General features: G+C 64.8%; 24 protein-coding genes. 9 read left to right on the top strand and 15 right to left on the bottom strand.

All coding sequences use genetic code 11. The features are described 5' to 3' along the window. Positions 1-70 precede the first annotated feature (70 nt). From ccoS to HV753_RS09220, 3 genes are all read right to left on the bottom strand, one after another. Positions 71-232, bottom strand: a complete 162-nt coding sequence (ccoS, locus tag HV753_RS09230) for a cbb3-type cytochrome oxidase assembly protein CcoS (protein WP_175174151.1) — start codon at positions 230-232, stop codon at positions 71-73. Further along, on the bottom strand, positions 229-1,203 hold the full coding sequence (locus HV753_RS09225; RefSeq protein ID WP_175174150.1) for a P-type ATPase actuator domain-containing protein: 975 nt from the start codon (positions 1,201-1,203) through the stop codon (positions 229-231). Before HV753_RS09225 ends, ccoS begins: the two co-directional genes overlap by 4 nt. Before the next feature lie 101 nt (positions 1,204-1,304). Further along, on the bottom strand, positions 1,305-2,573 hold the full coding sequence (locus tag HV753_RS09220) for an adenosylmethionine--8-amino-7-oxononanoate transaminase (protein WP_175174149.1): 1,269 nt from the start codon (positions 2,571-2,573) through the stop codon (positions 1,305-1,307). 84 nt (positions 2,574-2,657) lie between these two features. Here HV753_RS09220 and bioF point away from each other — a divergent pair, with 84 nt between their 5' ends. From bioF to bioD, 3 genes are read left to right on the top strand one after another with little or no spacing between them, the layout of a single operon-like run. Further along, a complete protein-coding gene (bioF, locus tag HV753_RS09215; RefSeq protein WP_175174148.1) occupies positions 2,658-3,845 on the top strand; it encodes an 8-amino-7-oxononanoate synthase in 1,188 nt (395 codons plus the stop codon). Then, positions 3,842-4,504 (top strand): alpha/beta fold hydrolase, encoded by a 663-nt coding sequence (locus tag HV753_RS09210; RefSeq protein ID WP_175174147.1) that lies wholly within the window; start codon positions 3,842-3,844, stop codon positions 4,502-4,504. The genes bioF and HV753_RS09210 overlap by 4 nt, the downstream gene beginning before the upstream one ends. 24 nt (positions 4,505-4,528) lie before the next feature. Beyond that, the gene (gene bioD, locus HV753_RS09205; protein ID WP_175174146.1) at positions 4,529-5,965 is read left to right on the top strand and encodes a dethiobiotin synthase; all 1,437 of its coding nucleotides are present in this window, start codon (positions 4,529-4,531) and stop codon (positions 5,963-5,965) included. A gap of 18 nt (positions 5,966-5,983) precedes the next feature. On the opposite strand, the gene HV753_RS09200 is transcribed toward bioD, so the two are convergent. From HV753_RS09200 to HV753_RS09190, 3 genes are read right to left on the bottom strand one after another with little or no spacing between them, the layout of a single operon-like run. Next, positions 5,984-7,177, bottom strand: coding sequence for a CaiB/BaiF CoA transferase family protein (locus HV753_RS09200; RefSeq protein ID WP_175174145.1), 1,194 nt, complete (start codon positions 7,175-7,177; stop codon positions 5,984-5,986). Next, complete coding sequence (locus tag HV753_RS09195) at positions 7,174-8,055, bottom strand: HpcH/HpaI aldolase/citrate lyase family protein (RefSeq protein WP_175174144.1); 882 nt, start codon at positions 8,053-8,055, stop codon at positions 7,174-7,176. The genes HV753_RS09200 and HV753_RS09195 overlap by 4 nt, the downstream gene beginning before the upstream one ends. Before the next feature lie 41 nt (positions 8,056-8,096). Next, positions 8,097-9,101 carry a tripartite tricarboxylate transporter substrate binding protein gene (locus HV753_RS09190; protein ID WP_175174143.1) on the bottom strand — a complete coding sequence of 335 codons (1,005 nt, stop codon included), beginning with the start codon at positions 9,099-9,101 and terminating at the stop codon, positions 8,097-8,099. 143 nt (positions 9,102-9,244) lie between these two features. On the opposite strand from HV753_RS09190, the gene HV753_RS09185 reads away from it, so the two are divergent. Next, positions 9,245-10,102 carry a LysR family transcriptional regulator gene (locus tag HV753_RS09185; RefSeq protein WP_175174142.1) on the top strand — a complete coding sequence of 286 codons (858 nt, stop codon included), beginning with the start codon at positions 9,245-9,247 and terminating at the stop codon, positions 10,100-10,102. A gap of 4 nt (positions 10,103-10,106) precedes the next feature. On the opposite strand, the gene HV753_RS09180 is transcribed toward HV753_RS09185, so the two are convergent. Next, on the bottom strand, positions 10,107-11,018 hold the full coding sequence (locus HV753_RS09180) for a LysR family transcriptional regulator (RefSeq protein WP_175174141.1): 912 nt from the start codon (positions 11,016-11,018) through the stop codon (positions 10,107-10,109). A gap of 106 nt (positions 11,019-11,124) precedes the next feature. Here HV753_RS09180 and HV753_RS09175 point away from each other — a divergent pair, with 106 nt between their 5' ends. Then, positions 11,125-12,189, top strand: coding sequence for an NAD(P)-dependent alcohol dehydrogenase (locus HV753_RS09175; protein WP_175174140.1), 1,065 nt, complete (start codon positions 11,125-11,127; stop codon positions 12,187-12,189). A gap of 92 nt (positions 12,190-12,281) precedes the next feature. Here HV753_RS09175 and HV753_RS09170 read toward each other — a convergent pair whose 3' ends face one another. Further along, positions 12,282-12,641, bottom strand: coding sequence for a hypothetical protein (locus HV753_RS09170; RefSeq protein WP_246288205.1), 360 nt, complete (start codon positions 12,639-12,641; stop codon positions 12,282-12,284). A 297-nt stretch (positions 12,642-12,938) separates the two neighbouring features. Beyond that, positions 12,939-14,258, bottom strand: coding sequence for an isocitrate lyase (aceA, locus tag HV753_RS09165; protein ID WP_175174139.1), 1,320 nt, complete (start codon positions 14,256-14,258; stop codon positions 12,939-12,941). A gap of 322 nt (positions 14,259-14,580) precedes the next feature. Between aceA and queF the strand changes: the two genes are divergently transcribed. Beyond that, a complete protein-coding gene (gene queF, locus HV753_RS09160; RefSeq protein ID WP_175174138.1) occupies positions 14,581-15,405 on the top strand; it encodes an NADPH-dependent 7-cyano-7-deazaguanine reductase QueF in 825 nt (274 codons plus the stop codon). 21 nt (positions 15,406-15,426) lie between these two features. Here the strand turns inward: queF and HV753_RS09155 are convergent, their stop codons facing one another. Then, positions 15,427-16,431, bottom strand: coding sequence for a cytochrome-c peroxidase (locus HV753_RS09155; RefSeq protein WP_175174137.1), 1,005 nt, complete (start codon positions 16,429-16,431; stop codon positions 15,427-15,429). Positions 16,432-16,590: 159 nt separating this feature from the next. Then, on the bottom strand, positions 16,591-17,499 hold the full coding sequence (locus tag HV753_RS09150) for a LysR substrate-binding domain-containing protein (protein ID WP_175174136.1): 909 nt from the start codon (positions 17,497-17,499) through the stop codon (positions 16,591-16,593). Positions 17,500-17,598: 99 nt separating this feature from the next. Here HV753_RS09150 and HV753_RS09145 point away from each other — a divergent pair, with 99 nt between their 5' ends. The 3 genes from HV753_RS09145 (at position 17,599) to HV753_RS09135 (ending at position 21,440) form a co-directional block, all read left to right on the top strand. Continuing rightward, positions 17,599-18,675: a tartrate dehydrogenase gene (locus HV753_RS09145; RefSeq protein WP_175174135.1), complete on the top strand. Its 1,077-nt coding sequence runs from the start codon at positions 17,599-17,601 to the stop codon at positions 18,673-18,675. A 187-nt stretch (positions 18,676-18,862) separates the two neighbouring features. After that, the gene (locus HV753_RS09140; protein ID WP_175174134.1) at positions 18,863-20,017 is read left to right on the top strand and encodes an amidohydrolase; all 1,155 of its coding nucleotides are present in this window, start codon (positions 18,863-18,865) and stop codon (positions 20,015-20,017) included. A 91-nt stretch (positions 20,018-20,108) separates the two neighbouring features. Then, on the top strand, positions 20,109-21,440 hold the full coding sequence (locus HV753_RS09135) for an MFS transporter (RefSeq protein WP_246288204.1): 1,332 nt from the start codon (positions 20,109-20,111) through the stop codon (positions 21,438-21,440). Between the two features lie 72 nt (positions 21,441-21,512). Here HV753_RS09135 and HV753_RS09130 read toward each other — a convergent pair whose 3' ends face one another. The 4 genes from HV753_RS09130 to nagZ form a co-directional block, all read right to left on the bottom strand. Then, the gene (locus HV753_RS09130; RefSeq protein ID WP_175174133.1) at positions 21,513-22,805 is read right to left on the bottom strand and encodes an MFS transporter; all 1,293 of its coding nucleotides are present in this window, start codon (positions 22,803-22,805) and stop codon (positions 21,513-21,515) included. Between the two features lie 226 nt (positions 22,806-23,031). After that, positions 23,032-23,604, bottom strand: coding sequence for a CDP-diacylglycerol--glycerol-3-phosphate 3-phosphatidyltransferase (gene pgsA, locus HV753_RS09125; protein ID WP_175174132.1), 573 nt, complete (start codon positions 23,602-23,604; stop codon positions 23,032-23,034). Between the two features lie 85 nt (positions 23,605-23,689). Continuing rightward, positions 23,690-25,519, bottom strand: coding sequence for an excinuclease ABC subunit UvrC (uvrC, locus tag HV753_RS09120; RefSeq protein WP_175174131.1), 1,830 nt, complete (start codon positions 25,517-25,519; stop codon positions 23,690-23,692). After that, positions 25,482-26,540: a beta-N-acetylhexosaminidase gene (gene nagZ / locus HV753_RS09115; protein WP_175174130.1), complete on the bottom strand. Its 1,059-nt coding sequence runs from the start codon at positions 26,538-26,540 to the stop codon at positions 25,482-25,484. Before nagZ ends, uvrC begins: the two co-directional genes overlap by 38 nt. Between the last annotated feature and the right edge of the window lie 14 nt (positions 26,541-26,554).

Raw genomic sequence — 26,554 nt, 5'->3', positions numbered from 1 at the left:
TAATCGAAAACGACGCAAGACGTCAGCACCGGCAGAGGGTGCCACGGAGGCCTCCGGTGTATGCCAGCGCTCAACCGCGGCTGGCTGGCCCGCTGTCGTCGTCGCGCAGGATGGCCGTGCCCGCGTCGTCGGTATCGTCGTACTGGCCATTGAATACGGCCCACCACAGCGATATGCCGATGGCCAGCACGAACAGCAGGGACACGGGCAACAGCAAGTACAGGATGGTCATTGCGCAGCCTCGAGCGCGCCGGACGGCACGCCTTCGCCGGACCAGTCCCGGCGGCAGAGGCGCCAGGAGTTATAGGCCACCGCCAGCGACGACACCAGCATGGTGATCGCGGCCAGCCATGGCGTGACCCAGCCCACCAGCGCCAGGGGCGTCATGAGCAGGTGCCAGATCAGCGACCCGTTGAGGTTCTGGCGGGCCTTGTGACGGGCCTGCCGCAGTAATTCGTCCAGCGCGGCATCCGGCATGGCGGGCTGGGCCGCCAACGCCGAATGCGCCGACGCCATGGCCGTGGGCACCGCCATCGACATGGCGCAAGGACAGCTCATCACCAGTAGCGCCACCATGACGGAGATGCTGTGCGCGGGGTCGATGTACGCCCATGCCGCCCCTGCCGCCAGCGCCAGGGCCACTTGCGCCAGGACGAAGCGTGACGCCAGGCGGTCGGCGCGGGCGCCAAGCTCCAGGCGCTGAGCCTCTACCCGCTGGTGCCGCACGCCGCCCGACGCCCCGCCGAAGGACTGGCGGGCGCAAAGCTCCAGATAGCGCGCGGTCAACAGGAACGCCACGAACATCGTGACGGAATCGAAATAGACTTCGCCACGGCCGGTCCAGGTGGCGTGAACGCTGGGGATGAAGGCGGCGACGATGCCCAGCGCCACCGGCACGTCCATGCCGGCACGGCCATGACGCAGGTTGTCGCCGGCATGGCGCCAGATGGGCCAGGCCGAATACAGCACCACGGGGATCGTCAACGCGAAGCTGGCCCAGTTCATCAGCACGATGGCCCAGTCCAGCGTTTCCAATGCGTCAACGGGCATGCTGTCGTGCCGCAGATAGCCGGGCCACGCGAACATCATGACCTGCATCATCGCCAGCCACGCCAGCGACAGGCGCACCAGCGCATGGCGGCGCTGCTGACGGTCGGCATCGGGCAGGGAGGCCGGGACGGCGAAGATCGATTTTGCTCGCATGCGCCGATGGTAACCAGCGCCTCGGCTAGGCGCCTTGATCTGGATCAAGGCGCCTTCCACCCCATGCGCAAGGTGGCAAGCGGATCAGGCGGCGGAGCGGATCAGGGACGTTGCTGGCGCAGCACGTCCACCACGGCACCCATCAACGTGGCCAATTCGTCATCGGCGATCGTCAACGCGGGCGTCAGGTACACCACGTTGCCGAACGGACGCACCCACACCCCTGCCTGAACCAGGCGGCGCTTCAGGCCTTCGCGGTCGGCGATACCCTCCAGTTCCACCACGCCAATCGCGCCCAGCACCCGCACATCGCGCACCCAGGGCAATTCACGGCAGGGTTCCAGGCCCGTGGCCAGGGCCGCCGACAGGGCTTGCGCCTGCGCCAGACGGGGTTCGCTCTGGAACAAGTCCAACGACGCATTGGCGGCCGCGCAGGCCAAGGCATTGCCCATGAAGGTCGGGCCATGCATCAGCGCGTGCGCCGGGTTGTCCGACCAGAAGGCGTCGAACACCCGATTGCTGGCCACCGTGGCGGCCAAAGGCAGCGTGCCGCCCGTCAACGCCTTGGACAGGGTGATGATGTCGGGCCGGATGCCGGCCTGCTCGAACGCGAACATCGTCCCCGTCCGCCCGAACCCGGTGAAGATCTCGTCGAAGATCAGCAACAGGCCGTGCCGGTCTGCCAACCGCCGCAGGCGGCGCAGCACTTCCGGATCATGCAGCAGCATGCCACCCGCGCCCTGCACCAGCGGTTCCACCAGGATCCCGGCCAATTGGGGTCCCCGGGTCTCCAGGAATTGATCCAGCGCGGCCATCCCGGCCTCGTCGCGCGGCAGATCCACGATATCGTGCTCGGCCAGCATGCCCCGATACAGGCTGTGCATGCCCTCGTCCGGGTCGCACACCGCCATGGTGCCGAAGGTGTCGCCGTGATAGCCGCCGCGAAACGCCAGGAACCGGCTGCGGCCGCGTTCGCCCTGGTTCAACCAGAACTGCACGGCCATCTTCATGGCGACTTCCACCGCCACGGACCCCGAATCGGTATAGAACACCCGGTCCAGCCCCGGCCCGAGCTGACCGGCCAGCCGGCGTGCCAGGGTCAGCGCGGGTTCATGGGTCAGACCGCCAAACATCACATGCGGCATGGCGTCCAACTGCGCGCGTACCGCCTGGGCGATATGCGGATGGTTGTAACCGTGGCAGGCCGTCCACCAGGATGCGACCCCATCAATCAGGCTGCGCCCATCGGCCAATTCCAGCCGGCTGCCCTGGCTGCGCACGACGGGCAACGGCGGCGTCGCCGTCTTCATTTGGGCATACGGCAGCCAGATATGGGGCTGGCCCTGGGCCACCCAGTCGGGTGTCTGCATGATTGAACTCCGCTCCACTACAATGGCCCGCATTCTACGGCCTGGCGCGGGTACACCCTTGCCCGGCCGCTGCCGGAACGATTGATGTCAAAGCTGGATTCCCTGTTTTCTTCCGAGTTGGCCGACGCCGACTCCCGCCGCGTGCGCCGTCGCCTGCGCACCGCCACGGCCGCACCGCCCGGCCGGATCGTGCTGAACGGCTCGCCCGTGCTGAATTTTTCCAGCAACGACTACCTGGGCTTGTCCAAGCACCCGCTGTTGATCGAGCGCGCCCGGGAATGGGCGGCCCGCCACGGCGCGGGCGCCCAGGCCTCGCGCCTGGTCTGCGGCAATCTGGATTTGCACGAACAAGTGGAAGCCAAGCTTGCCCGGTTAAAGGGCACCGAGGCGGCGCTGCTGCTGGCCTCGGGCTGGCAGGCCAACGCCGCCGTGCTGCCCGCCCTGCTGCGCGCGGCCGCAGCCCAAGGCCCGGTCGAGCTTTATGCCGACAAGCTCAACCATGCCAGCCTGCACCACGGCTGCCAGGCGGCCGGAATCAAGCAGATCCGCTTCCGGCATAACGATCTGGAGCATCTGGAACGGTTGCTGAAGGCCAAAGCGGACGCAGATTCCCACGCCCACGTCTCCCGGTTCATCATCACGGAAAGCGTGTTCAGCATGGACGGCGACCGGACAGATGTCGTCCGGCTGGCAGAACTGGCCGACCGCTATCAAGCGTTTGTCTATCTGGACGAAGCCCACGCCACCGGCGTGCTTGGCCCGGACGGCATGGGATTGGCCGGGCTGGCGCCCGGCCGCATCGATCTGGCCATGGGCACGTTCAGCAAGGCGCTGGGCGGATTCGGCGCCTATGTGGCGGGTTCCCGGGCAATGTGCGACTACCTGATCAACACCTGCTCCGGGTTCATCTACACCACGGCGCTACCGCCTGCCGTGCTGGGCGCCATGGATGCCGCGCTGGACCTGGTGCCCACGCTGAACGCGGAACGCGCCCGTCTGGCGGCGGCTGGCGACCGGCTGCGCTCAGCGCTCCAGGACCTGGGGCTGGATACCGGCGCCTCATCCACGCAGATCGTGCCGGCCATCGTGGGCGATGAAGGCCGCGCGCTGACCATGGCGGCGGGCCTGGAGCGCCAGGGCCTGCTGGCCGTGGCGATCCGTCCCCCCACCGTGCCGGCCGGCACCAGCCGGCTGCGCGTGACGCTCAGCGCCGCGCACCGCGATGCCGATGTGGCGCAACTGATCGAAGGCTTCGCGGCGGTGCTGGCATGACCGCCGCCCGCCCCACCCTGCTGTTCGTTCACGGCTGGGCCTTCGATGCGTCGGTCTGGGCGCCGCTCAGGGCAGAACTGATGGATTGGCCGCACGCGGTCGCCGACGCCGGTTACTTCGGGCCCGCCCAGATCCCGAAGATCGACGGGCCAGTGGTGGCCATCGGCCATTCCATGGGCGTGCTGCGCCTGCTGCGCGGTTTGCCGCCCGCCTGCACGGGGCTGGTCTCCCTTAACGGATTTCCCCGCTTTGGCGCTGGCCCCGGTTTCGACGCGGGCGTGCCGCGCCGCATGCTGGACCGGATGTTGAAGCGTTTTTCAGTGGAACCCACGGCCGTGTTGCAGGACTTCCGCCAGCGCTGTGGTGACGCCACCGCTTTTGGTCCCCCCCGGCTGGAACCGCTGGTGCAAGACTTGCAAGCCCTGCGCGACGAAGACCAGCGCGACGCCCTGGCGGCGCTACCCGTCCCCTTGCTGATCCTGACGGGCCAGGACGACCCGATCGTCCCCACCCCGATGACGCAAGCCGCCTTTGACGGACGTCCGGACGACGAACGGCATGACCGGGAACACGGCGGCCATCTGTTGCCGGTGTCGGACGCGCCCTGGTGCGCGCGTCACATCACCGGATTCATCACCCGCCTGACGCGGGCCGCCTGATTGCCGGGCCGGTTCACACGCACCATGACGCAAGCCCAACACAACAAGCAGATCGGCGCCCGTTTCGGCGCCGCCGCGCGCCGCTATGACGATCACGCGCGCATCCAGCGCATCACGGCCGAACGGCTGGCCGACGACATCAGCCGGCTGCGGCTGCCATCACGTCCCCGTATCCTGGAGATCGGCTGCGGCACCGGCCTGCTGACCCAGGCGCTGGCACGCCGGCTAGGCCCAGCGGACTGGACCATCACGGACATCTCGCCCGCCATGCTGGCCGCATCGCAACGCGGCCCCGCGCTACCCGGAACAGCCCGCTATCAGGTGTTGGACGGCGAATACCCCGAGGTCCTCGCGGGCCCCTACGATCTGATCTGCTCCAGCCTTGCCGTGCAGTGGTTTACGGACTTGAATGCCGGCCTGGGCCGATTGGCCGGGCTGCTGGCGCCGGAGGGCCACCTTGCCGTGGCGACGCTGGCCGACGGCACGTTCGGCGAATGGCAGGCAGCGCATCAGGCCGCGGGCCTCGTCGCGGCCACGCCACGCTATCCCTCGCACGCCGCCATCCGTCCGGCCATGAGCAATCTGGCCGGTGGCGTGCACAACGAACGGCTGATACAAAATCATCCTGATGGCCTGCATTTCTTGAAAGGCCTGAAAGGCATCGGCGCCACCACGCCCGCGCCCGGGCGCTCGCCGCTCAGTGCGGCGGAGCTGCGCCGCGTGCTGGCGGCGTTTGACGAACAAGGAGCCATGGTGACGTATCACCTGGCCTACGGTATGTGGAAAAAATCGACGCAACGCCCCGCCGGGGTTTTCGTGACCGGCACCGACACCGGCATCGGCAAGACGCTGGTGTCCGCCATTCTTGCGCGCGCCTGGAACGCTGATTATTGGAAACCGGTGCAAACCGGCGTATCCGAAGAGCCGGGCGACACCGACACGGTGGCCCAACTGGCGCAGTTGCCGCCCCATCGCCTGCACCTGCCTGCCTACGTGCTGCAAGCGCCGCTGTCGCCTTGGGCGGCCGCCACGCTGGAAGACACCGTGGTCGACGCCACCACCATCGTGCCGCCAACCACTCGCGCCCCGCTGATCGTGGAAGGCGCGGGCGGCTTGTACGTGCCGATCGACGACACGCACATGATGATCGATTTGATCGCCCGCCTGGACATGCCGGTGGTGCTGGCCGCGCGCAGCGGCCTGGGCACCATCAACCACACCCTGCTAAGCCTGGAAGCGCTGAAACGCCGCGGCATCCCCGTTCTGGGCGTCGTCATGAGCGGCCCGCTGTCGGCCGGCAACAAAGAGGCCATCGAGCGCTTCGGCAACGTGCGCGTGCTGGCCGAGATTCCGCCTCTGTCCAAGGTGGATGCCGCCGCCGTCGACGCCCTGGCGCAAGGCATCCCGCCGCTTGAAGAATGCCTGGCGGCACTCAGCGACGCACCGGCCCAGGCGGATTAGCGGACGCATCGCATCCGCTTATCCCAATGCCCCCTGGCGCCGTAGTTCCTCTACCCGGTTTGCCGGTATTCCCACTTCCGCCAGCACCGCTTCGCTATGTTCGCCAAAGGCGGGCGCCGCGCGAGGCGTGTCTGGCCGCGTGCGGCCGAATTTGATGGCTTGGGCAAAGCCTCGGTAGCTGCCCACCACGGGATGCTCGAATGTCGAGATCATGTGTTCGGCCTGCACCTGCGGGAAATCGAACATGTCCTCGACGCCGCGCGCCGCGGCGCAGGGAACCTCCTCGCCAAACAGTGCCTCCCATTCCAGCGCCGAGCGTGCGCGCAGCGCATCGTGCAGCCGCGGCACGATCTCGTCACAGTGTTCGGCGCGCTTGCGCACGGAGTCGTAGCGTTCGTTGGCCGCCAATTCGTGCAGCCCGGTCTTGGCGCACAGCGCCTGCCAGAAATGCGGCGTGTTGGCCGAGATGTACAGATAGCCTTCGCCGGTGGGATGAATGCCCGTGATGCCGCCCGAGCGCATGTCGCGCCCGACATGGCGCGGCTCGCCTTCGGCCCAGACCAGCCTGGCCGATTGCAGCGCCAGCGCGCTGCGCAGCAGCGACACCCCCACGAACTGGCCGCGCCCGCTGCGTTCCCGTTCATACAGCGCCGACGCGACACCAGCCGCCACCATGGACGAGGCGTAGTAATCCACCACCGACCCATACAGGACTTCCGGCGGACCTTCAGCCTTGCCCTGCAACGCGCACATGCCCGTCATCGTTTGCAGCACCTGGTCGTATCCCGCCTTGTCCTTCAAGGGGCCGGTTTCACCGTAGCCCGTGACCGCGCAATAGATCAACCGAGGGTTGATCTCGGCCAACTGCTCGTAAGAGATACCCAGCCGCGCCGGCACGCTGGGCCGGAAGTTGTGCACCAACACGTCCGCCTGACGCGCCAGTTCATGCAGCACGGCCAGCGCTTGCGGCTTCTTCAAGTCCAGCACCAGCCCGCGCTTGCCACGGTTCACCCCCAAGAAGGCCCGGCTTTCAGCTTCCAGCGTTGACGGATATTTGCGTAGGTTGTCGCCGCTGGGCGGCTCCACCTTCACCACGTCGGCCCCTTGGTCCGCCAACAATGCGCAACCATAGGGACCGGCGATGTAGGCGCTAAGGTCCAGCACCCGCACGCCCGCCAATGGCCCGCCCGTTGATTCCAACGCCGCCATCATTGCGCCTCCGTGATTTGCACCAGCCCCAACCCGGCGGCCGCGCGCAACACCGCCTCGGCGCGGCGCAGGAACGGGCCATCGATCATGCGCCCGTCCACCACGAACGCCGCCACGCCTTTCGCGCAAGCCTCTCGCGCGGCCTGCACCACGCGGCCCGCGTGCGCGATTTCATCATCGGTCGGACGGAACGCTGCATTGGCCAGCGGCACCTGACGCGGGTGGATGCAGCTTTTTCCGATATAGCCCAGTGCGCGCGCCAGTTCGGCCTCGGCACGGTAGCCGGCCTCGTCCTCGATGTTGGCGAAAGCGGAGTCATAGGCGAACACGCCGGCCTCGGCTGCCGCCATGCGCAGCGCGAACATCGCCTGCTGCACGGCGGCGGGCTCCCGCCGGCCGATTCCGGCCGGCTCAAACAAATCACCCAAACCCAGTTGCAAGCCGACCACGGAGGGATGCGCCGCCGCCAGGCAGGCGGCTTGACGCAGCGCGCGCGGCGACTCGATGTTCAGCAACAATCCCACCGGTTCTTCCACGCCGTTGGCGCAGCGCGCCTGCTCGATGGCACTGGCCGCCGCCACCACGTCGGCCTCGCGCTCTGCTTTGGGCAGGTTCACCAGATGCAGGCCCCGCCGCACCACCGCCTGGACGTCCGCATGGAAGTGTCCCGAATCCAGTGCATTGACACGCACGATCAGCGTCTTGCCCGACGCGGCGGCTTCAGGTGCGGCCAGCATGCTGGCCAGGTAGCCACGAGCCTCGTCCTTGCGTGTCGGGGCCACCGCGTCCTCCAGGTCGAACGACAGGGCATCGGCGTCGCCCGCCAAGGCTTTGGCGAACAATTCGGGACGCGATCCGGGTACGAACAGTTTGCTTCTCATGCTTGCACTCAGGGAAAGAGGAATGGATGCGGGAACGTTGCTTACTGGACGGAGATGTTGCGGTCGCGAGCCACCTGCTTCCACTTGGCGGCATCGGCTTCCACCAACGCAGCGAACTGCGGCACGGTCAGTTCGGCAGGCACCGCGCTTTCCTCGGCGAACATGGCGCGCATTTTCTGATCGTTGACGATGCCGCGGATCTCGGCGTTCAACTTGTCGACCAAGGGCGCGGGCGTGCCCGCCGGCGCCAGCACGCCCCACCACAGCTCCACCGAATAACCGGGCTGGCCTTCGCCGATGGTGGGCAGCGCGGGATAGAACTGCGACCGCTCGGGTGACGTCACGGCCAGCACGCGCAGCTTGCCGCCCTTGAGCAATGACGCGGTTGAAGCGAAGCTGCCGATCACGAAATCCACCCGGCCGCCGGCCAGGTCATTCAAGGCGTGCGACATGCCCTTGTAGGGCACGTGCGTGAATGCCGTTTTCTCGCCCCCCGCCAGGATTTCGCTGGCCATCTGGTTGACCGACCCCAGGCCGGCGCTGCCATACGTCAGCTTGCCGGGTTCCTGGCGGCCAGCCGCCAGCAGATCGGCCATGGTCTGGTAGGGCGAATCCTTGCCCACCACCAACGCCATCGGGCTGCGCGCCAGCATCGCCACCGGAGCGAAGCTGCGCACCACGTCGTACTTCAGGTTGGTCTGCACGGCGGCATTGGTCGTCAGCGTGGAGGACGACAGCATCAGCACGGAACCGTCCTTGGGCGCCCTGGCCACGTACTCCGCACCGATCGCGCCGCCCGCGCCGGGCCGGTTTTCAACAATGACCGTGGTCGACAGGCGGCCGCCCAGTTTCTCCGCCAGCACGCGGGCGAACACATCGTTGCTGCCGCCCGGCGGGAACGGCACGACCATCGTGATGGTGGCCGGCACGGCGGGTGCGGCCTGGGCGACGGACATGCCCGGCACGCCCAGCGCCATAGTCAACGCCAGCGTGGGCAACAGGGACGGCAACAAGACGGCGCGCAGGCCGGCTAGGGTCTTCTTCATGGATGTCTCCTCGGTGGCGGTCTGGCCGGCAGGCGTTCCACGCCACCGCTCCAGCCGCTTATCGTTTTGTCTGAAGCGAATACTAGGTCGCCTTCCTAGTGATATAAAGCGAGGATTCTTAAAACACTACGTGAGGATTTCTGATGAAGATCGAATCTTTCCGTACGCTCAACGCCGTGCTGCGCGGCGGCAGCTTCGCGGCGGGTGCGGCGGACATGAACCTGTCTCCCAGCGCGGTCAGCCTTCAGATGAAGCAGATGGAGGAGTATTTCGGGCAGCCCTTGTTCGATCGCTCCGCGCTGCAAGTGCGGCCCAATGCCTTCGCGGCGGAAGTCGACGCGGTATTGCAGGATGCGCTGGGCCGCCTGGACGAACTGCGCCGGCGCAGCACGCCCGCGGTGGAAGGACGTGTCCGGCTGGGCACCATCGAACCGCTGCAAGTCACACTGTTGCCGCCGCTGCTGCGCAAACTCCGCGAGCGCTATCCCCTGCTGGATGTGAGGCTGGTGCGAGGACGCGCCACGGAGCTGACGGACAAGCTCAAAAAAGGCGAAATCGACGCCGCCATCATCACGCAGCCTGAAACCGGCGGTTCCAGCCGCCTGTCCTGGACGCCGCTGTTTCGCGAAACCCTGGTGCTGATCGCTCCGCCCGATTCGCAGGAGACGCGCGTCACCGAACTGTTCAAGCAGTACGAATGGATCCGCTTCGACAAGACCACCATCGGCGGACGGCTTGCCGCGCGCTACGTGGCGCAGCATGCCCCGCATGCCCGCTGCCGCATCGACATGCAGTCGCTGGCGGCGCTGACGGCGCTGGTATCCGCCGGGCTGGGCGTATGCGTGCTGCCTGAACCGGGCCCGAACCTGCTGGACGTGCATCCCGTGCGCGTGCTGCCGCTGGGCAAGCAGGCGCCCTACCGGCAGATCTCGTTCGTCTGCCGCTTGGCGGACCAGGACAACCGGCTGGTGCAGGCCCTGCTGGAAGGCGCGCGGCCTTGAACCATCAATCGGGCGAAGGACTTGGGCGTCCTTCCAGTCTGGCCATGTCGATGAACGCCCGCAACGCCGACGACACACGCCGCTGCCGTGGGTAGTACAGCGTAAAACCCGGAAACGGCGGGCACCAGTCTTCCAGCAGCCGCACCAGCCGGCCAGAGTCCAGCAAGTCGTTCACGTAGTATTCCGGCACGCAGCCGATCCCGATGCCGTCGACCGCTGCCCGCACCTCGGCGTGCACATCGCTCAGTGCAATGCGGCCCGCCACATCCAGTTCGATCGCCTCGCCGCCTTTCTCGAATTCCCACTTGTAGAAGCGGCCGCTGGCAAAGCGGTAGCGCACGCATTCGTGCCGCATCAAATCGTTGGGATGACGGGGGGCCTCGCGCGCCGCCAGATAGGCGGGCGACGCCACGACCGCCATGCGCAGATTGGGGCCGATCGACACCGCCACCATGTCCTCGGGCACGGCTTCCAGCAGGCGCACCCCCGCGTCGAAGCCTGACCCGACGATATCGACAAAGCTGTCGTCTTCACCGATTTCCAGCTGGATGTCCGGGTAGGCCGCCAGAAAGCGCGCCGCAAACGGCATCAGCAGCATGTAGGACGCCGCCCGCGACGTATTGATGCGCAACGTGCCGGATGCCGAGCCCCGGAAATGGTTCATTTCCTCAAGCGCGTCGCCCAGGTCGTGCAGCACCGGCAGCAGGCGTTCGGACAGCCGCTGGCCGGCATCGGTCAACGCCACGCTGCGCGTGGTGCGGTTGAACAGATTCACCCCCAGCCGCTCCTCCAGGTTGCGAATGGCATAGCTGACCGCCGACGTCGACAAGCCCAGTTCCTCGCCGGCGCGGCGAAAGCTGCTATGACGGGCCACGGCCGCAAAGGCCGCCAGATGCGACAAATTATCGGGCAGCATGATTATGCAAATCCTTCGAACAAAGCATGCGGAAATTCTAGCTTGATGCCCGGTTTCGGCCAGCATATTGTGAACACCTGCTTAACAGACTTCATTCGAGACCCTGATGATTCAAGCCCGAGGCTACGCCGCCCACAGTACCGACACCCCGCTGGTTCCGTTCAGTTTCACCCGGCGCGAACCGGGCGACGACGACGTGCTGATCGAGATCCTGTACAGCGGCATCTGCCATTCCGACCTGCACCAGGCGCGCGGCGATTGGGGCAACTCGATCTACCCGATGGTGCCGGGCCACGAAATCGTGGGCCGCGTCACCCAGGTCGGCAAGAACGTCACCCGGTTCAAGGCCGGCGACTTCGCCGGCGTGGGCTGCATGGTGGATTCCTGCCTGCACTGCAAGGCTTGCCGCCTGAACCTGGAGCAATACTGCGAGGAAGGGCCCACGCCCACCTACAACGGCACGGAACGCGGCAGCGACCAACTGACCTTTGGCGGATATTCAGACCGCATCGTCGTCAAGGAACGCTTCGTCGTGAAGGTGTCCGACCAACTGGACCTGAAGGCCGTCGCCCCGCTGCTGTGCGCCGGCATCACCACCTACTCTCCTTTGCGCCACTGGAAAGTCGGCCCCGGCCAGAAGGTCGGCGTCATCGGCCTGGGCGGCCTGGGCCACATGGGCGTGAAGTTCGCCCGCGCCCTGGGCGCGCAGGTAGTGATGATCACGACCTCGGCCGACAAGGGGCGCGACGCCAAGCGCCTGGGCGCTGACGACGTATTGGTTTCTCGCGATGCCGAGGCCATGGCGGCGCACGCAGGCAGTTTCGATTTCCTGCTGAACACGGTGCCCGTCAGCCACGACGTGAATCCGTACATGGCGCTGTTGACCTTGAACGGCACCATGGTGATGGTGGGCGCGTTGACGCCGCTGGACCCGATCCCGGGCATCAACCTGATCCTGGGCCGCAAGTCGCTGGCCGGCTCCGCCATCGGCGGCATGGAAGAAACGCAAGAGATGATGGACTTCTGCGCCGAACACGGCATCGTCAGCGACGTGGAGATCGTGCCGATCCAATCGGTCAACGATGCCTACGAACGCCTGTTGAAAAACGATGTGAAGTACCGCTTCGTGATGGACATGGCTTCGTTGACCGATGCGCCGGTAGCCGCCTGATCTTCCACTTTCAAGCGTGTCACCGCCCTGCCCCCCAGGGCGGACAAGCGACCGACGATGCGCCCCGGAACATTGAAAACCGGAGTGGCCGTTTACGGCTCGTGCCCCCCGCGCCAGGGAATCAAGCCGGCTTTTTCCAGCTTCCAACGCGGGATCTTATATTCATACGACGCTTCCTCCAGCGTTTGATAGCGCTGCAACCAGGGCGCGGCGAACTGTTCAATATCCGCCGGCATCGCCGCCAGCCAATCGGCGAGGTCTTCCGGGCTGCTAATTTTGATCACCGCGCCGCTGCCCAGGGTTGGGTCCTGGGTCAACCCTCTGCCCGGGATCAGATAGGCGCGGCGGTACAACCGCCCCTTGTCCCAGATGTCGGACAAGACGTCGATCGATTCCGGCCAATGGCGTTCATAAGGAACCGACACGAATAGGCCGAGGGATACCCATTGCATGTTGTCGAACGACGCTTTGTGACGTATCAGTTCCACCCCTTGGCTCACATCGCCCAAAGCTTGCCACAGGCTCCGTTTCGATCACGTCGAATTCAATTGGCATGCCTGACTCTGGCCTGTGCGATGGATACGGGGCACATTCGACACCGATCAGGCGTGCGATGTGCGGCAAATGATGACAGCTGAAACGGAAATTGACGGGTATCTTGGCGGCACAAAAAAAGGGTGCCCGAAGGCACCCCGAATCCACCCTACAACAGCACCTACAACTGCAACTGCAAAGACTTATCCAGGCACTTACGCAACCTTCTGCGCCTTGCCGTGTTCAAACTGGGCCTCTTCCGTCGAGCCGGTCAGCGCGGTGGTCGAGGACTGGCCGTTCTCGATCGTCTGCGTCACCGCGTCGAAGTAGCCCGTACCCACTTCGCGCTGATGCTTGACGGCCGTGAAGCCCATTTCGGCGGCGGCGAATTCCTTCTGCTGCAATTCGACGAACGCGCTCATCTGACGGCGGGCGTAGCCATGAGCCAGCTCGAACATGCCGTAGTTCAGCGAATGGAAACCGGCCAGCGTGATGAACTGGAACTTGTAGCCCATGGCGCCCAGCTCGCGCTGGAACTTGGCGATCGTGGCGTCGTCCAGGTTCTTCTTCCAGTTGAACGACGGCGAGCAGTTGTACGCCAGCAGCTTGCCGGGGAATTGACGGTGGATCGCATCCGCGAATTTGCGGGCGTATTCCAGGTTGGGCGTGGACGTTTCGCACCAGATCAGGTCGGCGTAAGGCGCATAGGCCAGACCGCGCGAAATTGCCTGGTCGATACCGGCCTTGGTGCGGAAGAAGCCTTCCACGGTGCGTTCGCCCGTGATGAACGGACGGTCGTTTTCGTCGACGTCGCTGGTCACCAGATCGGCCGCGTCGGCATCCGTGCGGGCCAGCAACAACGTGGGCGTGCCCATCGTGTCCGCCGCCAGGCGGGCCGACACCAGCTTGGCCACGGCCTCGCGGGTGGGCACCAGCACCTTGCCGCCCATGTGGCCGCACTTCTTCACCGACGCCAACTGGTCTTCAAAGTGCACGCCCGCCGCGCCAGCGTCGATCATGGCCTTCATCAATTCGAAGGCGTTCAGCACGCCGCCAAAGCCGGCTTCGGCATCCGCCACGATGGGCGCGAAATAATCGATGTAGCCTTCGTCGCCGGGGTTTTTGCCTTCCATCCACTGGATCTGGTCGCAACGAGCCAGCGAGTTGTTGATGCGGCGGACCACTTGCGGCACCGAGTTGGCGGGGTACAGAGACTGATCGGGATACATTTCACCGGCCAGGTTGGCGTCACCGGCCACTTGCCAACCAGACAGGTAAATCGCCTTCAGGCCAGCCTTGACCTGCTGCATGGCCTGGTTGCCGGTCAAGGCGCCCAGCGAATTCACGAAAGGCTCGCTATGCAGTTGCTCCCACAGACGGGTGGCGCCACGCTGGGCCAGCGTGTGCTGCACGCTGATGGAGCCGCGCAGGCGGATGACATCTTCAGCGCTGTAGTCGCGCTTGATGCCCTGCCAACGGGTGTTTTCGGCCCAATCTTTCTGCAAATTGCGGATTTCGGTTTCGCGAGTGGTCATGGTGATGCTCCTGGTCAGTGATGGGAAGACTTCAAAAGATTCGCGTCCTGCATTGCGTGAATCGTTGGATAAAGTCTATGCCTGTGCTGCGGAGCAATGTGGGCTTATGTCTTATAGAAGAGGAAAAATATTTCCCTTTAAAATCATCATATTAAAAATTCAATTTCGCATTGCGAAACGATATTGCCATCTGTGAAATGGACTCTCGCTGCGTAGCAACAGGGACTTTCACATGACGAGACTTACATTTCACAATATGAAAAACGAAGGGTTTTACGACCGCCTACAATGCCCCCATTCCCCTTGTTTCTCTGATTCCGCCATGACCCTGTCTCACGGCCCGCTGGGCCAGAGCGTGGCCTACGCCTCGCAATACGACCCCTCGTTGCTTTTCCCCATCGCGCGCTCGCACAACCGCGCCGCGCTGAACCTGACCGCCGGCAACCTGCCCTTTACAGGCGTGGACTTGTGGAATGCCTATGAGTTGTCGTGGCTGGACGCCAAGGGAAAACCGCGCGTCGCCATGGCCACCTTCTCGGTGCCCGCCGACAGCCCCAACATCATCGAGTCCAAGTCATTCAAGCTTTACCTGAACTCGTTCAACCAGACGCGCCTGGTCAATTCAGCCGCCTTGCGCGGTCGCCTGGAGCGCGACCTGAGCGCCGCCGCTGGCGCCCCGGTGGGCCTGGACTTCTTCCTGCCGCAGCGCTTTTCCGAATTGCAGATGGGCGAACTGGACGGCATCTATATAGACAAGCTGGATATCGAGATCGACACCTACGAGCCCGCGCCCGAGGTGCTGCGCACCCGGCCCGGTGATGTCGTCGAGGAAACGCTGGCCTCGCGCCTGCTGAAGTCGAACTGCCCCGTCACCGGACAGCCCGATTGGGCCAGCGTGCAGATCCGTTATCGCGGTGCGCCAATCGACCGCGAATCGCTACTGCGCTATGTCGTATCGTTTCGCCAACATGCGGAATTCCACGAGCATTGCGTCGAACGCATCTTCAGCGACATCATGCAAGCCTGCGCGCCCGAGCAACTGACGGTCTATGCGCGCTATACGCGCCGTGGCGGGTTGGATATCAACCCGTGGCGCAGCAACGTCGAAACCGTCCCCCCGGCGGACGTGCGCACCGTCCGCCAGTAAGCGCACGGCGCGCGACCCCGCCTACTTCATGAATGGCTCAGGGCGGGGCGTGTCCGCTTCAGACGGCGGCAGCAAGGGATATTGAATCACCGGCTGGTCGCCTGTCAGCGTTTTCAGGAACGCCACAATGTCGGCGTTCTCTTCCTCGGTGAACTTGCGGCCCAGCTGCAAGCGGCCCATCACATCCACGGCCTGGGTCAGCGTGGCGGCCTCGCCGTCATGGAAGTACGGATAGGTCAGTGCCACGTTGCGCAAGGTCGGCACCTTGAAGTTGAAGCGGTCTGCGTCCTTGCCCGTCACGCCGGCCCGGCCTTCGGCCTTGTTGTCGGTCTGGTAGGGCTCGATCAACCCCATCTTCTGAAACGAGTTGCCGCCCACGGCCACGCCGTTGTGACAGGCAACGCATCCGCTGTTCTTGAACAACGTGTAGCCCGCCAGTTCCTTCACCGTCAACGCGCGGTCATTGCCTTTCAACCACTGGTCGAAACGCGAATTCGGTGTCACCAGGGTTTCTTCAAAAGCGGCCAGCGCACCGGTGACTTCGTCGATCGTGATGCCGTCCTTGCCAAACACCTGCTTGAACTCCGCCCGATAACCCGGAATCGAGTTCAACACCTGCACGGCCAGTTCATGCGTGGACGCCATCTCCATCGGGTTGGCGATGGGCCCGCCCGCTTGCTCGCGCAAGTCCTTCGCGCGGCCATCCCAGAACTGCGCGATATTCAGGCTGGAATTCAGAACCGTGGGCGAATTGATGGATCCCTGCTGCCACTTATGCCCAATGGACGCCTTCAGGTTATCGGACCCGCCCATGCCCAGGTTGTGACAGGAGTTGCAGGAGATCGCACCCGAGCGCGACAGGCGCGGATCGAAGAACAACTTCTTGCCTAGCTCGACCTTGGCCGGGTCCTTCACCACCGCCGCCTCGATCGGTTCAATGGGTTCCTGCCGCGCCGCCGCATTTGCCTGGCCCGCCCACAGGCCCAAGACGAGCCCCGCAGCCAGCATCGCACCATGCTTTTTCATGTGCTTCTCTCCTGTTGAATAACCCTTTTGCTCTTCTGGTTATTACATCGGGAGCCGGAAGCCCGGACCTTGCGTCGCGTCAATTCGCGGACCCGCCGGGCTCCGGGCGCAACGCCGGTTTGATATGCCGCAACCCGCAGATCAGTTGACCGGGGGGAATCAGTCCAGCGGCGCGTGGGTGCGCAAGTGAGCTTCCAGAAAGTCCACGCACACCCGTACCTTGGCCGACGCATTCAGGCGCGTGGGATACACGGCCCACACGTTCGCCTCTTGGCGATACTGGGGCAGCACCTGCACGAGCTTGCCCTGCGCGATCAACGGGCCCACATCCCAAGTCGAGCGCAGCACAATGCCACGGCCGTCCACGGCCCACTGCACCGCCATTTCCCCGTTATTGGCGGACAACGGCCCGCGCACCTTCACGGTGTATTCCTTCCGCCCGCGATGCATGCGCCACACGCCGAACGGATGGTCCCGTTCCTTGATGACCAGGCAGTCGTGCGCCGATAGCTCGGCCAGCGCGCGGGGTGCGCCGCGCGCGGCCAGGTAGGCAGGGGCCGCGCACAGCACGCGGTGGTTGTTGGCAATCTTGCGCGCGATCACGTGGGGTGCAATGTCGTCGCCCACTCGCACGTCCAGGTCATAGCCTTCGGCCGCCACGTCGATCAGGCGGTCGGACACATCAAAGCGCACCTGCATCGCGGGATACTGGCCCACGAACGCCGACAGCGCCGGCGCCACCACGCGCCGGCCAAAGCCGAAGCTGCTGCACACACGCAACAAGCCGCGCGGTTCGCGCCGCGACGCGCTGACCTCTTCAACCAGATGATCCATATCATCCAGCACCCGCTGCGCCCAGTGATAGACGCGCTCGCCGGCCTCGCTGATGACCACGCGCCTTGTCGTGCGATGGAACAACTTCACGCCCAGGCTTTCTTCCATCAGCCGGATGCGCTTGGTGACATAGGCGGGCGACATGCCCAGCCCCAGGGCCGCCTTGGAAAAGCTGGAGGCGCGCACCACCGCGTTGAAGACGCGCAAGTCGGCGGGCAGCAAGTCATTATTCACGATGTGTGCATAGTCATTTCACGATGACGCCCATTGTAAATGCGTACCACGCGCCCCTACCATGGCCGCACCTTGTTTCCCTCTTGAAGCGACATTCTCATGCCCCAGGTTTTCAAAATCGCAGCCATCGCCGGTGACGGCATCGGCAATGAAGTCATGCCCGAAGGCTTGCGCGCCGTCGACGCCGCCGCCAAGCGGTTCGGCCTGTCCCTGCAAATCGACACCTTCCCCTGGGCCAATTGCGACTACTACGCTGAGCACGGCGAGATGATGCCGGCCGACTGGAAGGCGCAGTTGCAAGGCTACGACGCCATCTTCTTCGGCGCGGTGGGCTGGCCCGCCACGGTGCCGGACCACATCTCGTTGTGGGGTTCGCTGCTGAAATTCCGCCGTGAGTTCGACCAGTACATCAATCTGCGCCATGTGCGCTTGTTCGATGGCGTGCCCTGCCCGCTGGTCGGCCGCCGCGCGGGCGACATCGACTTCTTCATCGTTCGCGAGAACACCGAAGGCGAATACACCAATCTGGGCGGCCGCCTGTTCGCCGACACTGACCGCGAAATCGTCATCCAGGAATCGGTGTTCACGCGGCACGGCACTGACCGCGTCATGCGCTATGCCTTCGAATTGGCCAACCGCCGCGCGCGCAAGCAATTGACCGTGGCCACCAAAAGCAACGGCATCGCCATCAGCATGCCGTGGTGGGACGAGCGCGCCGACGCCATGGGCAAGCACTATCCGGACGTCAAGACCGACAAGCAGCACATCGATATCCTGGCGGCCCGCTTCGTGTTGCAACCGCAGCGTTTCGACGTGGTGGTGGCCTCCAACCTGTTCGGCGACATCCTGTCCGACCTGGGGCCGGCCTGCACCGGCACCATCGGCATCGCGCCGTCCGCCAACCTGAATCCCGAGCGCACGTTCCCATCGCTGTTCGAGCCCGTGCACGGATCGGCGCCCGACATTTATGGCAAAGGCATCGCCAACCCCATCGCCATGATCTGGTCGGGCGCGCTGATGCTGCAATTCCTGGGCAGCCAGGACGCGCACGACGCCATCCTGGCCGCCATCGAACACTGCCTGAAGGACGGTCCCCGCACCCCGGACCTGGGTGGAGAAGCCCGCACGGAGGACATCGGCCGCGCCATCGCGGAACACATCGCGGCGCATGCCTGATCGCCGGTGTCAGCGTGCGCGGGACGTGCGCTTGCGTGCGCTGACGACGGCCGTTGGTCTGACAATCATCGGTAGCCAATCCGCATCGAGGTGATTTCGTCTATGGTTTGCCATGGCATTCACCCGGGCAGCAACGCCCGGGTTTCCATCCGCACATCAGACATTCACCTTCTGGCAGGAGGCCGCAATGCAGGTCCGTGATTGGTTTGTCGAACATCAGGCTGAATTTGCCGCTTGGCGGCGTGACATTCATGCTCACCCCGAATTGAGCTTCCAGGAACAACGCACCTCTGATCTGGTTGCGGCCAAACTGGATGAGTGGGGTATCGAGATCCACCGGGGTGTCGGCAAGACCGGCGTGGTGGGCGTGCTGCAAGGCGAACGGGCAGGCCCGCGCAGCCTGGGCTTGCGCGCGGACATGGATGCCCTGCCCATGCAGGAAAAAACAGGGCTTGCGTACCGTTCCACCCACGACGGCAGCTTCCATGGCTGTGGTCATGATGGCCACACGGCAACGCTGCTGGCCGTGGCGCGGTACCTGTCCCTGCACCGCGACTTTGCCGGCACCGTCAATTTCATCTTCCAGCCTGCCGAAGAAACCCTGTCGGGTGGCGCAGCCATGCTGGAAGACGGCTTGTTCAAACGGTTTCCCTGCGACGAGATCTACGGCCTGCACAACAACCCGATGCTGGGCAAGGGCCGCGTGGCCGTGGGCGAAGGCGCCATCCTGTCCGCCTGTGACGCCTTCAGCATCAAGGTGCATGGCATCGGCAGCCACGGCGCCATGCCGCACCAGGGCAACGACCCCATCGTCATCGCGTGCCAACTGGTCGGCATGTTGCAGACCATCGTCAGCCGGTCGCTGGATCCGCTGGTGGCGGGCGTGGTCAGTGTCGGCATGATGCATGGCGGTTCGGCGCCCAACGTGATCCCGGATTTGATGGAACTGCAAGGCACGGTTCGCACGCTGTCGACAGCCGCACGCGACACCGCATTGCGCCGCATGCGGGAAATCTGCGATGGCCTGGCGCTTAGCCACGGCACCCGCATCGACTGCGAAGTTGGCTTGGGTTGTCCGCCCACCATCAATGCCGCAGGCCCGGCCGCCACGGTCGCCGCCGCGGCCGCCCGCGTCGTCGGCGCGGAATCAGTCAACGCCCACATCACGCCACTGATGGCCTCGGAAGACTTCTCGTATCTGCTCCAGGCCTGCCCCGGCGCGTACTTCTTCATCGGCCAGGACGGCCACTTCTGCCATCACCCAGAGTTCGATTTCGACGACGACATCCTGCCCATCGGCGCCAGCGTCTTCGTCGAGATAGTGCGCGACCGTCTGGGCTGAATCCCCGATTCCCTTTATTTCCCACGGGACGTGGCGCAATGCGCCGCGCCCCGCGTCCCCTTGCGTCTTGTCACGCCTGCTGGAGTCCGTCATGCCATCCCATTGCCCCCCCACCTACGAGGTCTCAGCCAACATGCGCCGGCGCGTCGTCATCGCGTCGGTGCTGGGCAACGCCTTCGAGTGGTTCGATTTCGCCATCTACGGCATGTTCGCCGCCGTGATCTCCAGGCTGTACTTCCCGGCAGCGGACAACGCGAAATCCTTGTTGTTGGGTTTGGCCACCTTCGGCGTGGCTTTTGCCGTGCGCCCCATCGGTGGCCTGGTCCTGGGCATCTATGCCGACCGCCACGGACGTCGGCGCGCGCTGTCGCTGATGATCTTGATGATGGCCGGCGGCACCGCCATGATCGGCGTGCTGCCCACCTATGCCTCCATCGGCATGGCGGCCAGCGTGCTGATGTTGGTCGCGCGGCTGATCCAGGGGTTCTCGGTCGGCGGGGAATACGCCAGCGCCAGCGCGATGCTGGTGGAGTTTGCCCCCAAAGGCCGCAGAGGCCTGTATGGCAGCTTCCAGATGTGTTCGCAGTCGCTCGCGTTCTCGGCAGGCGCCGGCGTGGTGTATCTACTGTCCTCCAATTTGTCGACGGCCGACCTGGAAAGCTGGGGCTGGCGCGTGCCTTTCCTGTTCGGCATGTTGATCGGCCCGATTGGCTTCTACCTGCGCACGCAAGTTGACGAGACGCCAGAGTTCCGCCGCTTCCAGGATCAGCGCATCAAACCCGAACGCACGACGTTGCGTACGCTTTTCACGCGCTATCCGCGTGAACTGATCGGCTCATTCTGCCTGGTGGTGACAGGCACGGCGTCGAACTACGTGATGCTGCTGTACCTGCCCATCTACGCCGTGCAGGAATTGGGCTTGACCATGGGCGACGCGCAACTGAGCAGCGCGCTGGCGGGCGCCTTGTTGCTGGTGCTGTGCCCGATATCCGGAGCGCTGTCCGACAAGCTATCGCGTCGCGCGCTGATTCTTCCGGCCACGGTGGCGTTCGGCGTCGTCACCTGGATCATGCTGGCGCGTGTTCTGCAAAACCCGGGCTTTTCGACCCTGCTCCAGGCGCAGTTGTTGGCGGCGGCATGCATGGGCTTCATGTGGGGGCCGACACCCGCGCTGACCACCGAGATTCTGCCCGTGAACCTGCGGTCGACAGGCGTCTCGCTGTCGTACAACCTGGGGGTGATGCTGTTCGGCGGTTTGGCGCCATTCATCAACACGGCGCTGATTCAATACACCGGCAACCGCATGGTTCCGGCCTATTACGTGATGGTTGCCGTCGTCATTGGCCTGGGAGGATTGCTCTTGCTGGGTAACCGCGTACGCCCCCCCGGCGACGAGCTGACACCCGCGTTGCAACGGCCGTAGGTGCCGGGCCCGAGCCCTCGTGAAAACGGCGCCTTGCAAGGCGCCGTGGTTCATTCCGGAACAGCGTTGAAATCAGGAACGGGCCGCAGCCGTGGCCGCCATCGCAGGATCCGCCCGCCGTGCCTGCACCGCGATCCATTGCGCCAGGAACGCCGCCGCGGTGAATGCCACGCCAGCCCCCACCCACGGTCCCTGGCGGATGCCTGCGTCCAGCAACAGGCCGAACGCCAACGGCCCGAGCGCCGAGCCGACATCCATGCCGGAATACACCAAGCCATACACCGAACCCGTCGAGCCCTTGGGGGTCACCCGGCGAATCAGCATGTCGCGTGACGGTGCGGCCACGCCCGAGCAGAAGCCCGCCAATGCCACGACCGGCGCGGCCAGCGCCGCTGGCACCAAGCCCAGCGCCAGCACGACCAATGTCAGCCCCGCCAGGATCAAGGCCACCATCACCGTGCGTTCCGTCCGGGGATTGGCCGACACCAGGAAACCGCCCGCCGCCATGCCCACGGCCGATGCGACCATATAGCCTGACAAGGCCGAGCTGGCCGCCACCTTGGATAGGTCATACAGCTGGCCCAACAGCGGAATCGTGTAGTTCTGCACCGAAGACAGCGCGATGGACGTGCAGGCGAAGAACAGGAATGCCCCCCACAGCGCCGGCTTGGATAGCAGCGTGGTCAGCGTGACCAGCACGCCTTCCTGCGGTTTGGTGCCCGGCTTCGGGGACTTTGCATCGCCCTGGGCCTCCAGCGGCGACGGCCCGCCAATCAGATCACGGCCGATCACCGTCAGCAGCAACACCAGCGCCACCAGGCCGGCGGCGCTATAGGCCGCCACGCGCCAGTCCGCCAACAAGGTAATGGTGGTCATGAAGACCGGCGTCAGCGCCCAGCCGAGGTTGCCCGTCAACCCGTGCGCCGAAAATGCATGGCCCAGCCGGGGTGCGGTAATGCGATGGTTGATGATGGAGTAGTCGGCAGGATGGAACACCGAATTGCCGATTCCGCCCACCACCGCCGCGGCAATCAGCATCGTGTAGCCCGTGGCCGACCCGATCAGCAAGCCGGACACCACGAAGCATGTCAGCCCGAACCACAGCACCGGCCGCGCGCCGATGCGGTCGACCACGAAACCGGATGAGGCCTGTCCAATACCCGATACGACGTAGAACGTGGACACCAGCAAGCCCAGCCGCGCGAAGTCCAGTCCGAACTCATTGCCCAGCGACACATACAGCGAAGGCAGCACCAGTTGGAAGAAATGCGACGACGCATGCGCGACGCCAATCAGCAGAATGATTTTCCAGTCGCGTCGACGGACGTCGGCATCCGAAGGCAGGGTATTGGCAGCGGTGTTCATGACAAAAGGCCGCGGCAAGCGGCAGGTTACGCCCGCCTGAGGCGGTGCGCGGGGTTGTCTCCGGCAACGTCCGGGTGGCCCCGACGTTGTGTTCTCGGCGAATTCGGCCGGCACGTCCGGCGGATCGCTCTTGAAATGCCACGGCGGCCGTCTAGCGCGAGCCGGGCCGCCGGGGGTAGCGAAAAATGCATGGCCAGCGCGCAGGCGCCAGCCATTTCATCCAATATTACAGGGCCTTCTCGCGGATGGCGGGCCAGGCACGCTGTAGGTAGTACAGCATCGACCACACCGTCAGCACCGCCGCCACGATGATCAGCACATCACCCATCAGCTTGGTGCTGATGCCGTAGACCGGCTGGTTGTACAGCAGGCACGGAATCGCCACCATCTGGGCGGCCGTCTTGAACTTGCCCAAGCGGTGCACGGCCACGCTGGCGCTGGCGCCGATCTTGGCCATCCATTCGCGCAACGCCGAAATGGTGATTTCACGGCCGATGATGATCAGCGAGATGAAGGCATCGACGCGGCTCAGGTCCAGCAGGACAATCAGCGCGGCACAGACCATCAGCTTGTCGGCGACGGGGTCCAGGAAGGCGCCAAAGGCCGACGTCTGGTTCCAGCGGCGGGCCAGCCATCCGTCAAACCAGTCGGTCAGCGCCGCAATGATGAACGCCCACGCGGCAAAGGTGTCGCGCGTGGGGACCGACATCCAGCTTTCGGGCAGGTAGAACAGCCCGACCACCAGCGGAATCATGGCGATGCGCAGCCATGTCAGGATAATGGGTACGTTAATTGGCATAGTGTTCGTATGCTACATCAGCCGGGTGACACTGGCAGTATCGGCGCGGCGCGGCGGCCGCCCTCCGGCCGCTGGGACGCGGCGGTTATCCACGCAAGGCCTCATAGATGCGTTCGGCCAGATCCTGGGAAATGCCGTCCACCGACGCCAGGTCTTCGATGCTGGCCGAGGCCACGCCCGAAAATCCCCCAAACCGGGCCAACAGGCGCTGGCGCCGCCGGGCGCCGACGCCTTCGATTTCTTCCAGCCGTGACACATTGCGCGTTTTCGCGCGCCGCGCCCGCATGCCGGTAATGGCAAACCGGTGCGCCTCGTCGCGCACCTGGGCGATCAGCATCAGTGCGGCGGACTCGCCTCCCAGGGCCACGGGGGGCCGGTCATCGGCGAACACCAGGGTTTCCAGGCCCACTTTCCGCCCTTCCCCTTTGGCCACGCCCACCAGCGTCTGGATATCCAGGCCCAATTCCACGAAAACCTGGCGGGCGACTTCCACTTGGCCCTTGCCGCCATCGATCAGCACCAGGCCAGGCATTTGCGCGTCGCCGTCGGCCACTTTGGCAAACCGGCGCGTCAGCACTTGGCGCATGGCGGCGTAGTCATCGCCCGGGGTGATTCCGGCAATGTTGTAACGGCGATACAGCGAAGGCTGCATGTCATGGTGTTCAAACACCACGCAAGACGCCTGGGTGGCTTCGCCGGCCGTATGGCTGATGTCGAAACACTCGATGCGCAGCGCGTCCAGCGCGGCTTCGTCGGTATCCAGATCCAGCGCTTCGGCCAGCGCCAGGGTGCGGCCCGCGCGCGCGCCAGATTCCGTCAAGGCCCGCGCCAGCGCCATCTCGGCATTCTTTCCCGCCTGTTCCAGCCACGATCGGCGTGCGCCTTGCGGGCGCGTCAGCATCCTGGACGGCCGGCCGCCTGCTTGCTCGACCAGCAGATCGATCAGATCCGGATCGGGCAAGGCGTGCGAACAGACCAGCACGGGCGGCATGGCGTTGTCGGTGTAGTGCTGCGCCAGGAAGGCTTCCAGCACCTGGGGCGCGGCCTCGCCCTCGGCATGCGACGGAAAGAAGGGCTTGTCACCCAAATGGCGGCCGCCACGCACCATCGCCAGGTTCACGCATACCTTACCGCCCGCCACCGCCACGGCGATGATGTCGGTGTCTTCGCCGCTGGTGTTCTCCATGGTCTGCTGGTGCAGCACGCGCGCCAGCGAACCCATCTGGTCCCGCAACACCGCGGCTTCCTCAAAGCGCAACTCACCGGCCGCCTGCTGCATGCGGGTCTCGATCTCGCCCATCACATCCCGGGCTTCACCATTCAGGAACCGCACCGCGCGCTGCACGTCGCGTTCATATTCCTGCGCTTCGATGGCACCCACGCACGGCGCCGAACAGCGCCCGATCTGATGCAGCAGACAGGGCCGCGAGCGGTTGGCGAAGACCGTGTCTTCACAGGTTCGCAGGCGGAAGACCTTTTGCAGGATCTGGATGGTTTCACGCACGGCCCAGGCATTGGGAAATGGCCCGAAGTACTGCCCGCGCTTGTTCGTCGCGCCGCGGTAATACGCAATGCGCGGCCAGTCATGGCCCGTGATCAGCAGGTAGGGATAGGACTTGTCGTCGCGGAACAGGATGTTGTAGCGCGGCTTCAGGCTCTTTATGAGGTTGTTTTCCAGGATCAGCGCTTCGGCTTCCGAGCGCGTCACCGTCACCTCAAGCCGGGCCACCTTCGACACCATCTGGGCGATGCGGGGGCTGGCCAGATTCTTCTGGAAATACGACGAGACGCGCTTCTTCAGGTCGCGCGCCTTGCCGACATACATGACTTCACCTGCCGCATCCAGGTGCCGGTAGACACCCGGCAGATGCGGCAGATCAGTCAGGAACGATTTGAGATTGAAGTCGTCGGGCATTCTGGTAACGGCTTTCGGCCTGCAAGGTATCCCAGTCAGGGGCATCAAAACGCGGCATCAGGCGGCGAATGCGTTCAACCGATTCGGGCGCATGGTCGAACTTCAGGCGCGACAGCAATTCATCGGCCAGATCCGGCCGATTGCATACCAGCACCATGTCGCAGCCGGCGCGCAACGCAGCGTTGGCACGGTCCAGGATATCGCCAGCGACCGACGCGCCTTCCATCGTCAGGTCGTCGGAGAACACCACGCCGTCATAGCCCAGGCGTTTGCGGAGTATGCCCTGCACCCAGCGCTTGGAGAAACCCGCCGGATGCTTGTCGACCTTGGGATAGATCACGTGGGCCGGCATGACGGACGGCAGCACGGCGTCGCCCAGCCAGGCGTAGGGCGCGGCGTCGTCCTTCAGGATCTCGTCCAGGCCGCGGGGATCCACGGGAATCTCGTGGTGCGAATCAGCGCCCACGAAGCCATGGCCCGGAAAGTGCTTGCCGCAGGCCGACATGCCCGCCAGGGCCAAACCTTGGATAAGCGCGCGCGACAACATCGTGACCACGCGCGGGTCAGCGTGGAAAGCACGGTTGCCGATCACCTTGCTGACGCCGTAATCCAGGTCCAGCACGGGCGTGAAGCTCATGTCCACGCCGCAGGCACGCAGCTCGGCGGCCAGCACATAGCCGGCCTCGGTTGCCAGGCGCATGGCCTGTAGCGGATCGCGTTCCCACAAGGAACCCAGGTCATGCATCGCGGGCAAGGCGGTGAAACCGTCCTCGCGGAAACGCTGCACGCGGCCGCCCTCGTGGTCCACCAGGATCAACAGCGGCTCTTTGCGGGCCTTGTGGATCTGGCGCGTCAGCTTGGTCAGCTGCTTGCGGCTTTCAAAATTGCGGGCGAAGAGAATCACGCCACCCACCAACGGATGGCGAAGGCGACTCTTCTCTTCCTTCGTCAGCGTGAATCCCGCCACATCGACCATCACGGGGCCGGGGGGCAGGACCGCCTTGGATTTTTTCTTGGCCATGGGGCTGTCCTTGT

The organism is Achromobacter pestifer (assembly GCF_902859625.1).
Taxonomy (GTDB): domain Bacteria; phylum Pseudomonadota; class Gammaproteobacteria; order Burkholderiales; family Burkholderiaceae_B; genus Achromobacter; species Achromobacter pestifer.
This window is presented reverse-complemented; position numbering and strand designations above follow the sequence as displayed.

Bases quoted from the DNA above. Each gene is read 5' to 3' on its own strand.
- HV753_RS09175 (WP_175174140.1), top strand. From the start codon at position 11,125: ATGATTCAAGCCCGAGGCTACGCCGCCCACAGTACCGACACCCCGCTG.
- queF (WP_175174138.1), top strand. From the start codon at position 14,581: ATGACCCTGTCTCACGGCCCGCTGGGCCAGAGCGTGGCCTACGCCTCG.
- bioD (WP_175174146.1), top strand. From the start codon at position 4,529: ATGACGCAAGCCCAACACAACAAGCAGATCGGCGCCCGTTTCGGCGCC.
- ccoS (WP_175174151.1), bottom strand. From the start codon at position 232: ATGACCATCCTGTACTTGCTGTTGCCCGTGTCCCTGCTGTTCGTGCTG.
- HV753_RS09210 (WP_175174147.1), top strand. From the start codon at position 3,842: ATGACCGCCGCCCGCCCCACCCTGCTGTTCGTTCACGGCTGGGCCTTC.
- bioF (WP_175174148.1), top strand. From the start codon at position 2,658: ATGTCAAAGCTGGATTCCCTGTTTTCTTCCGAGTTGGCCGACGCCGAC.
- HV753_RS09190 (WP_175174143.1), bottom strand. From the start codon at position 9,101: ATGAAGAAGACCCTAGCCGGCCTGCGCGCCGTCTTGTTGCCGTCCCTG.
- HV753_RS09140 (WP_175174134.1), top strand. From the start codon at position 18,863: ATGCAGGTCCGTGATTGGTTTGTCGAACATCAGGCTGAATTTGCCGCT.
- HV753_RS09200 (WP_175174145.1), bottom strand. From the start codon at position 7,177: ATGATGGCGGCGTTGGAATCAACGGGCGGGCCATTGGCGGGCGTGCGG.
- uvrC (WP_175174131.1), bottom strand. From the start codon at position 25,519: ATGCCCGACGACTTCAATCTCAAATCGTTCCTGACTGATCTGCCGCAT.
- HV753_RS09180 (WP_175174141.1), bottom strand. From the start codon at position 11,018: ATGCTGCCCGATAATTTGTCGCATCTGGCGGCCTTTGCGGCCGTGGCC.
- HV753_RS09195 (WP_175174144.1), bottom strand. From the start codon at position 8,055: ATGAGAAGCAAACTGTTCGTACCCGGATCGCGTCCCGAATTGTTCGCC.
- HV753_RS09220 (WP_175174149.1), bottom strand. From the start codon at position 2,573: ATGCAGACACCCGACTGGGTGGCCCAGGGCCAGCCCCATATCTGGCTG.
- HV753_RS09130 (WP_175174133.1), bottom strand. From the start codon at position 22,805: ATGAACACCGCTGCCAATACCCTGCCTTCGGATGCCGACGTCCGTCGA.
- pgsA (WP_175174132.1), bottom strand. From the start codon at position 23,604: ATGCCAATTAACGTACCCATTATCCTGACATGGCTGCGCATCGCCATG.
- HV753_RS09145 (WP_175174135.1), top strand. From the start codon at position 17,599: ATGCCCCAGGTTTTCAAAATCGCAGCCATCGCCGGTGACGGCATCGGC.
- HV753_RS09170 (WP_246288205.1), bottom strand. From the start codon at position 12,641: ATGCAATGGGTATCCCTCGGCCTATTCGTGTCGGTTCCTTATGAACGC.
- HV753_RS09155 (WP_175174137.1), bottom strand. From the start codon at position 16,431: ATGAAAAAGCATGGTGCGATGCTGGCTGCGGGGCTCGTCTTGGGCCTG.
- HV753_RS09135 (WP_246288204.1), top strand. From the start codon at position 20,109: ATGCCATCCCATTGCCCCCCCACCTACGAGGTCTCAGCCAACATGCGC.
- aceA (WP_175174139.1), bottom strand. From the start codon at position 14,258: ATGACCACTCGCGAAACCGAAATCCGCAATTTGCAGAAAGATTGGGCC.
- nagZ (WP_175174130.1), bottom strand. From the start codon at position 26,540: ATGGCCAAGAAAAAATCCAAGGCGGTCCTGCCCCCCGGCCCCGTGATG.
- HV753_RS09185 (WP_175174142.1), top strand. From the start codon at position 9,245: ATGAAGATCGAATCTTTCCGTACGCTCAACGCCGTGCTGCGCGGCGGC.
- HV753_RS09225 (WP_175174150.1), bottom strand. From the start codon at position 1,203: ATGCGAGCAAAATCGATCTTCGCCGTCCCGGCCTCCCTGCCCGATGCC.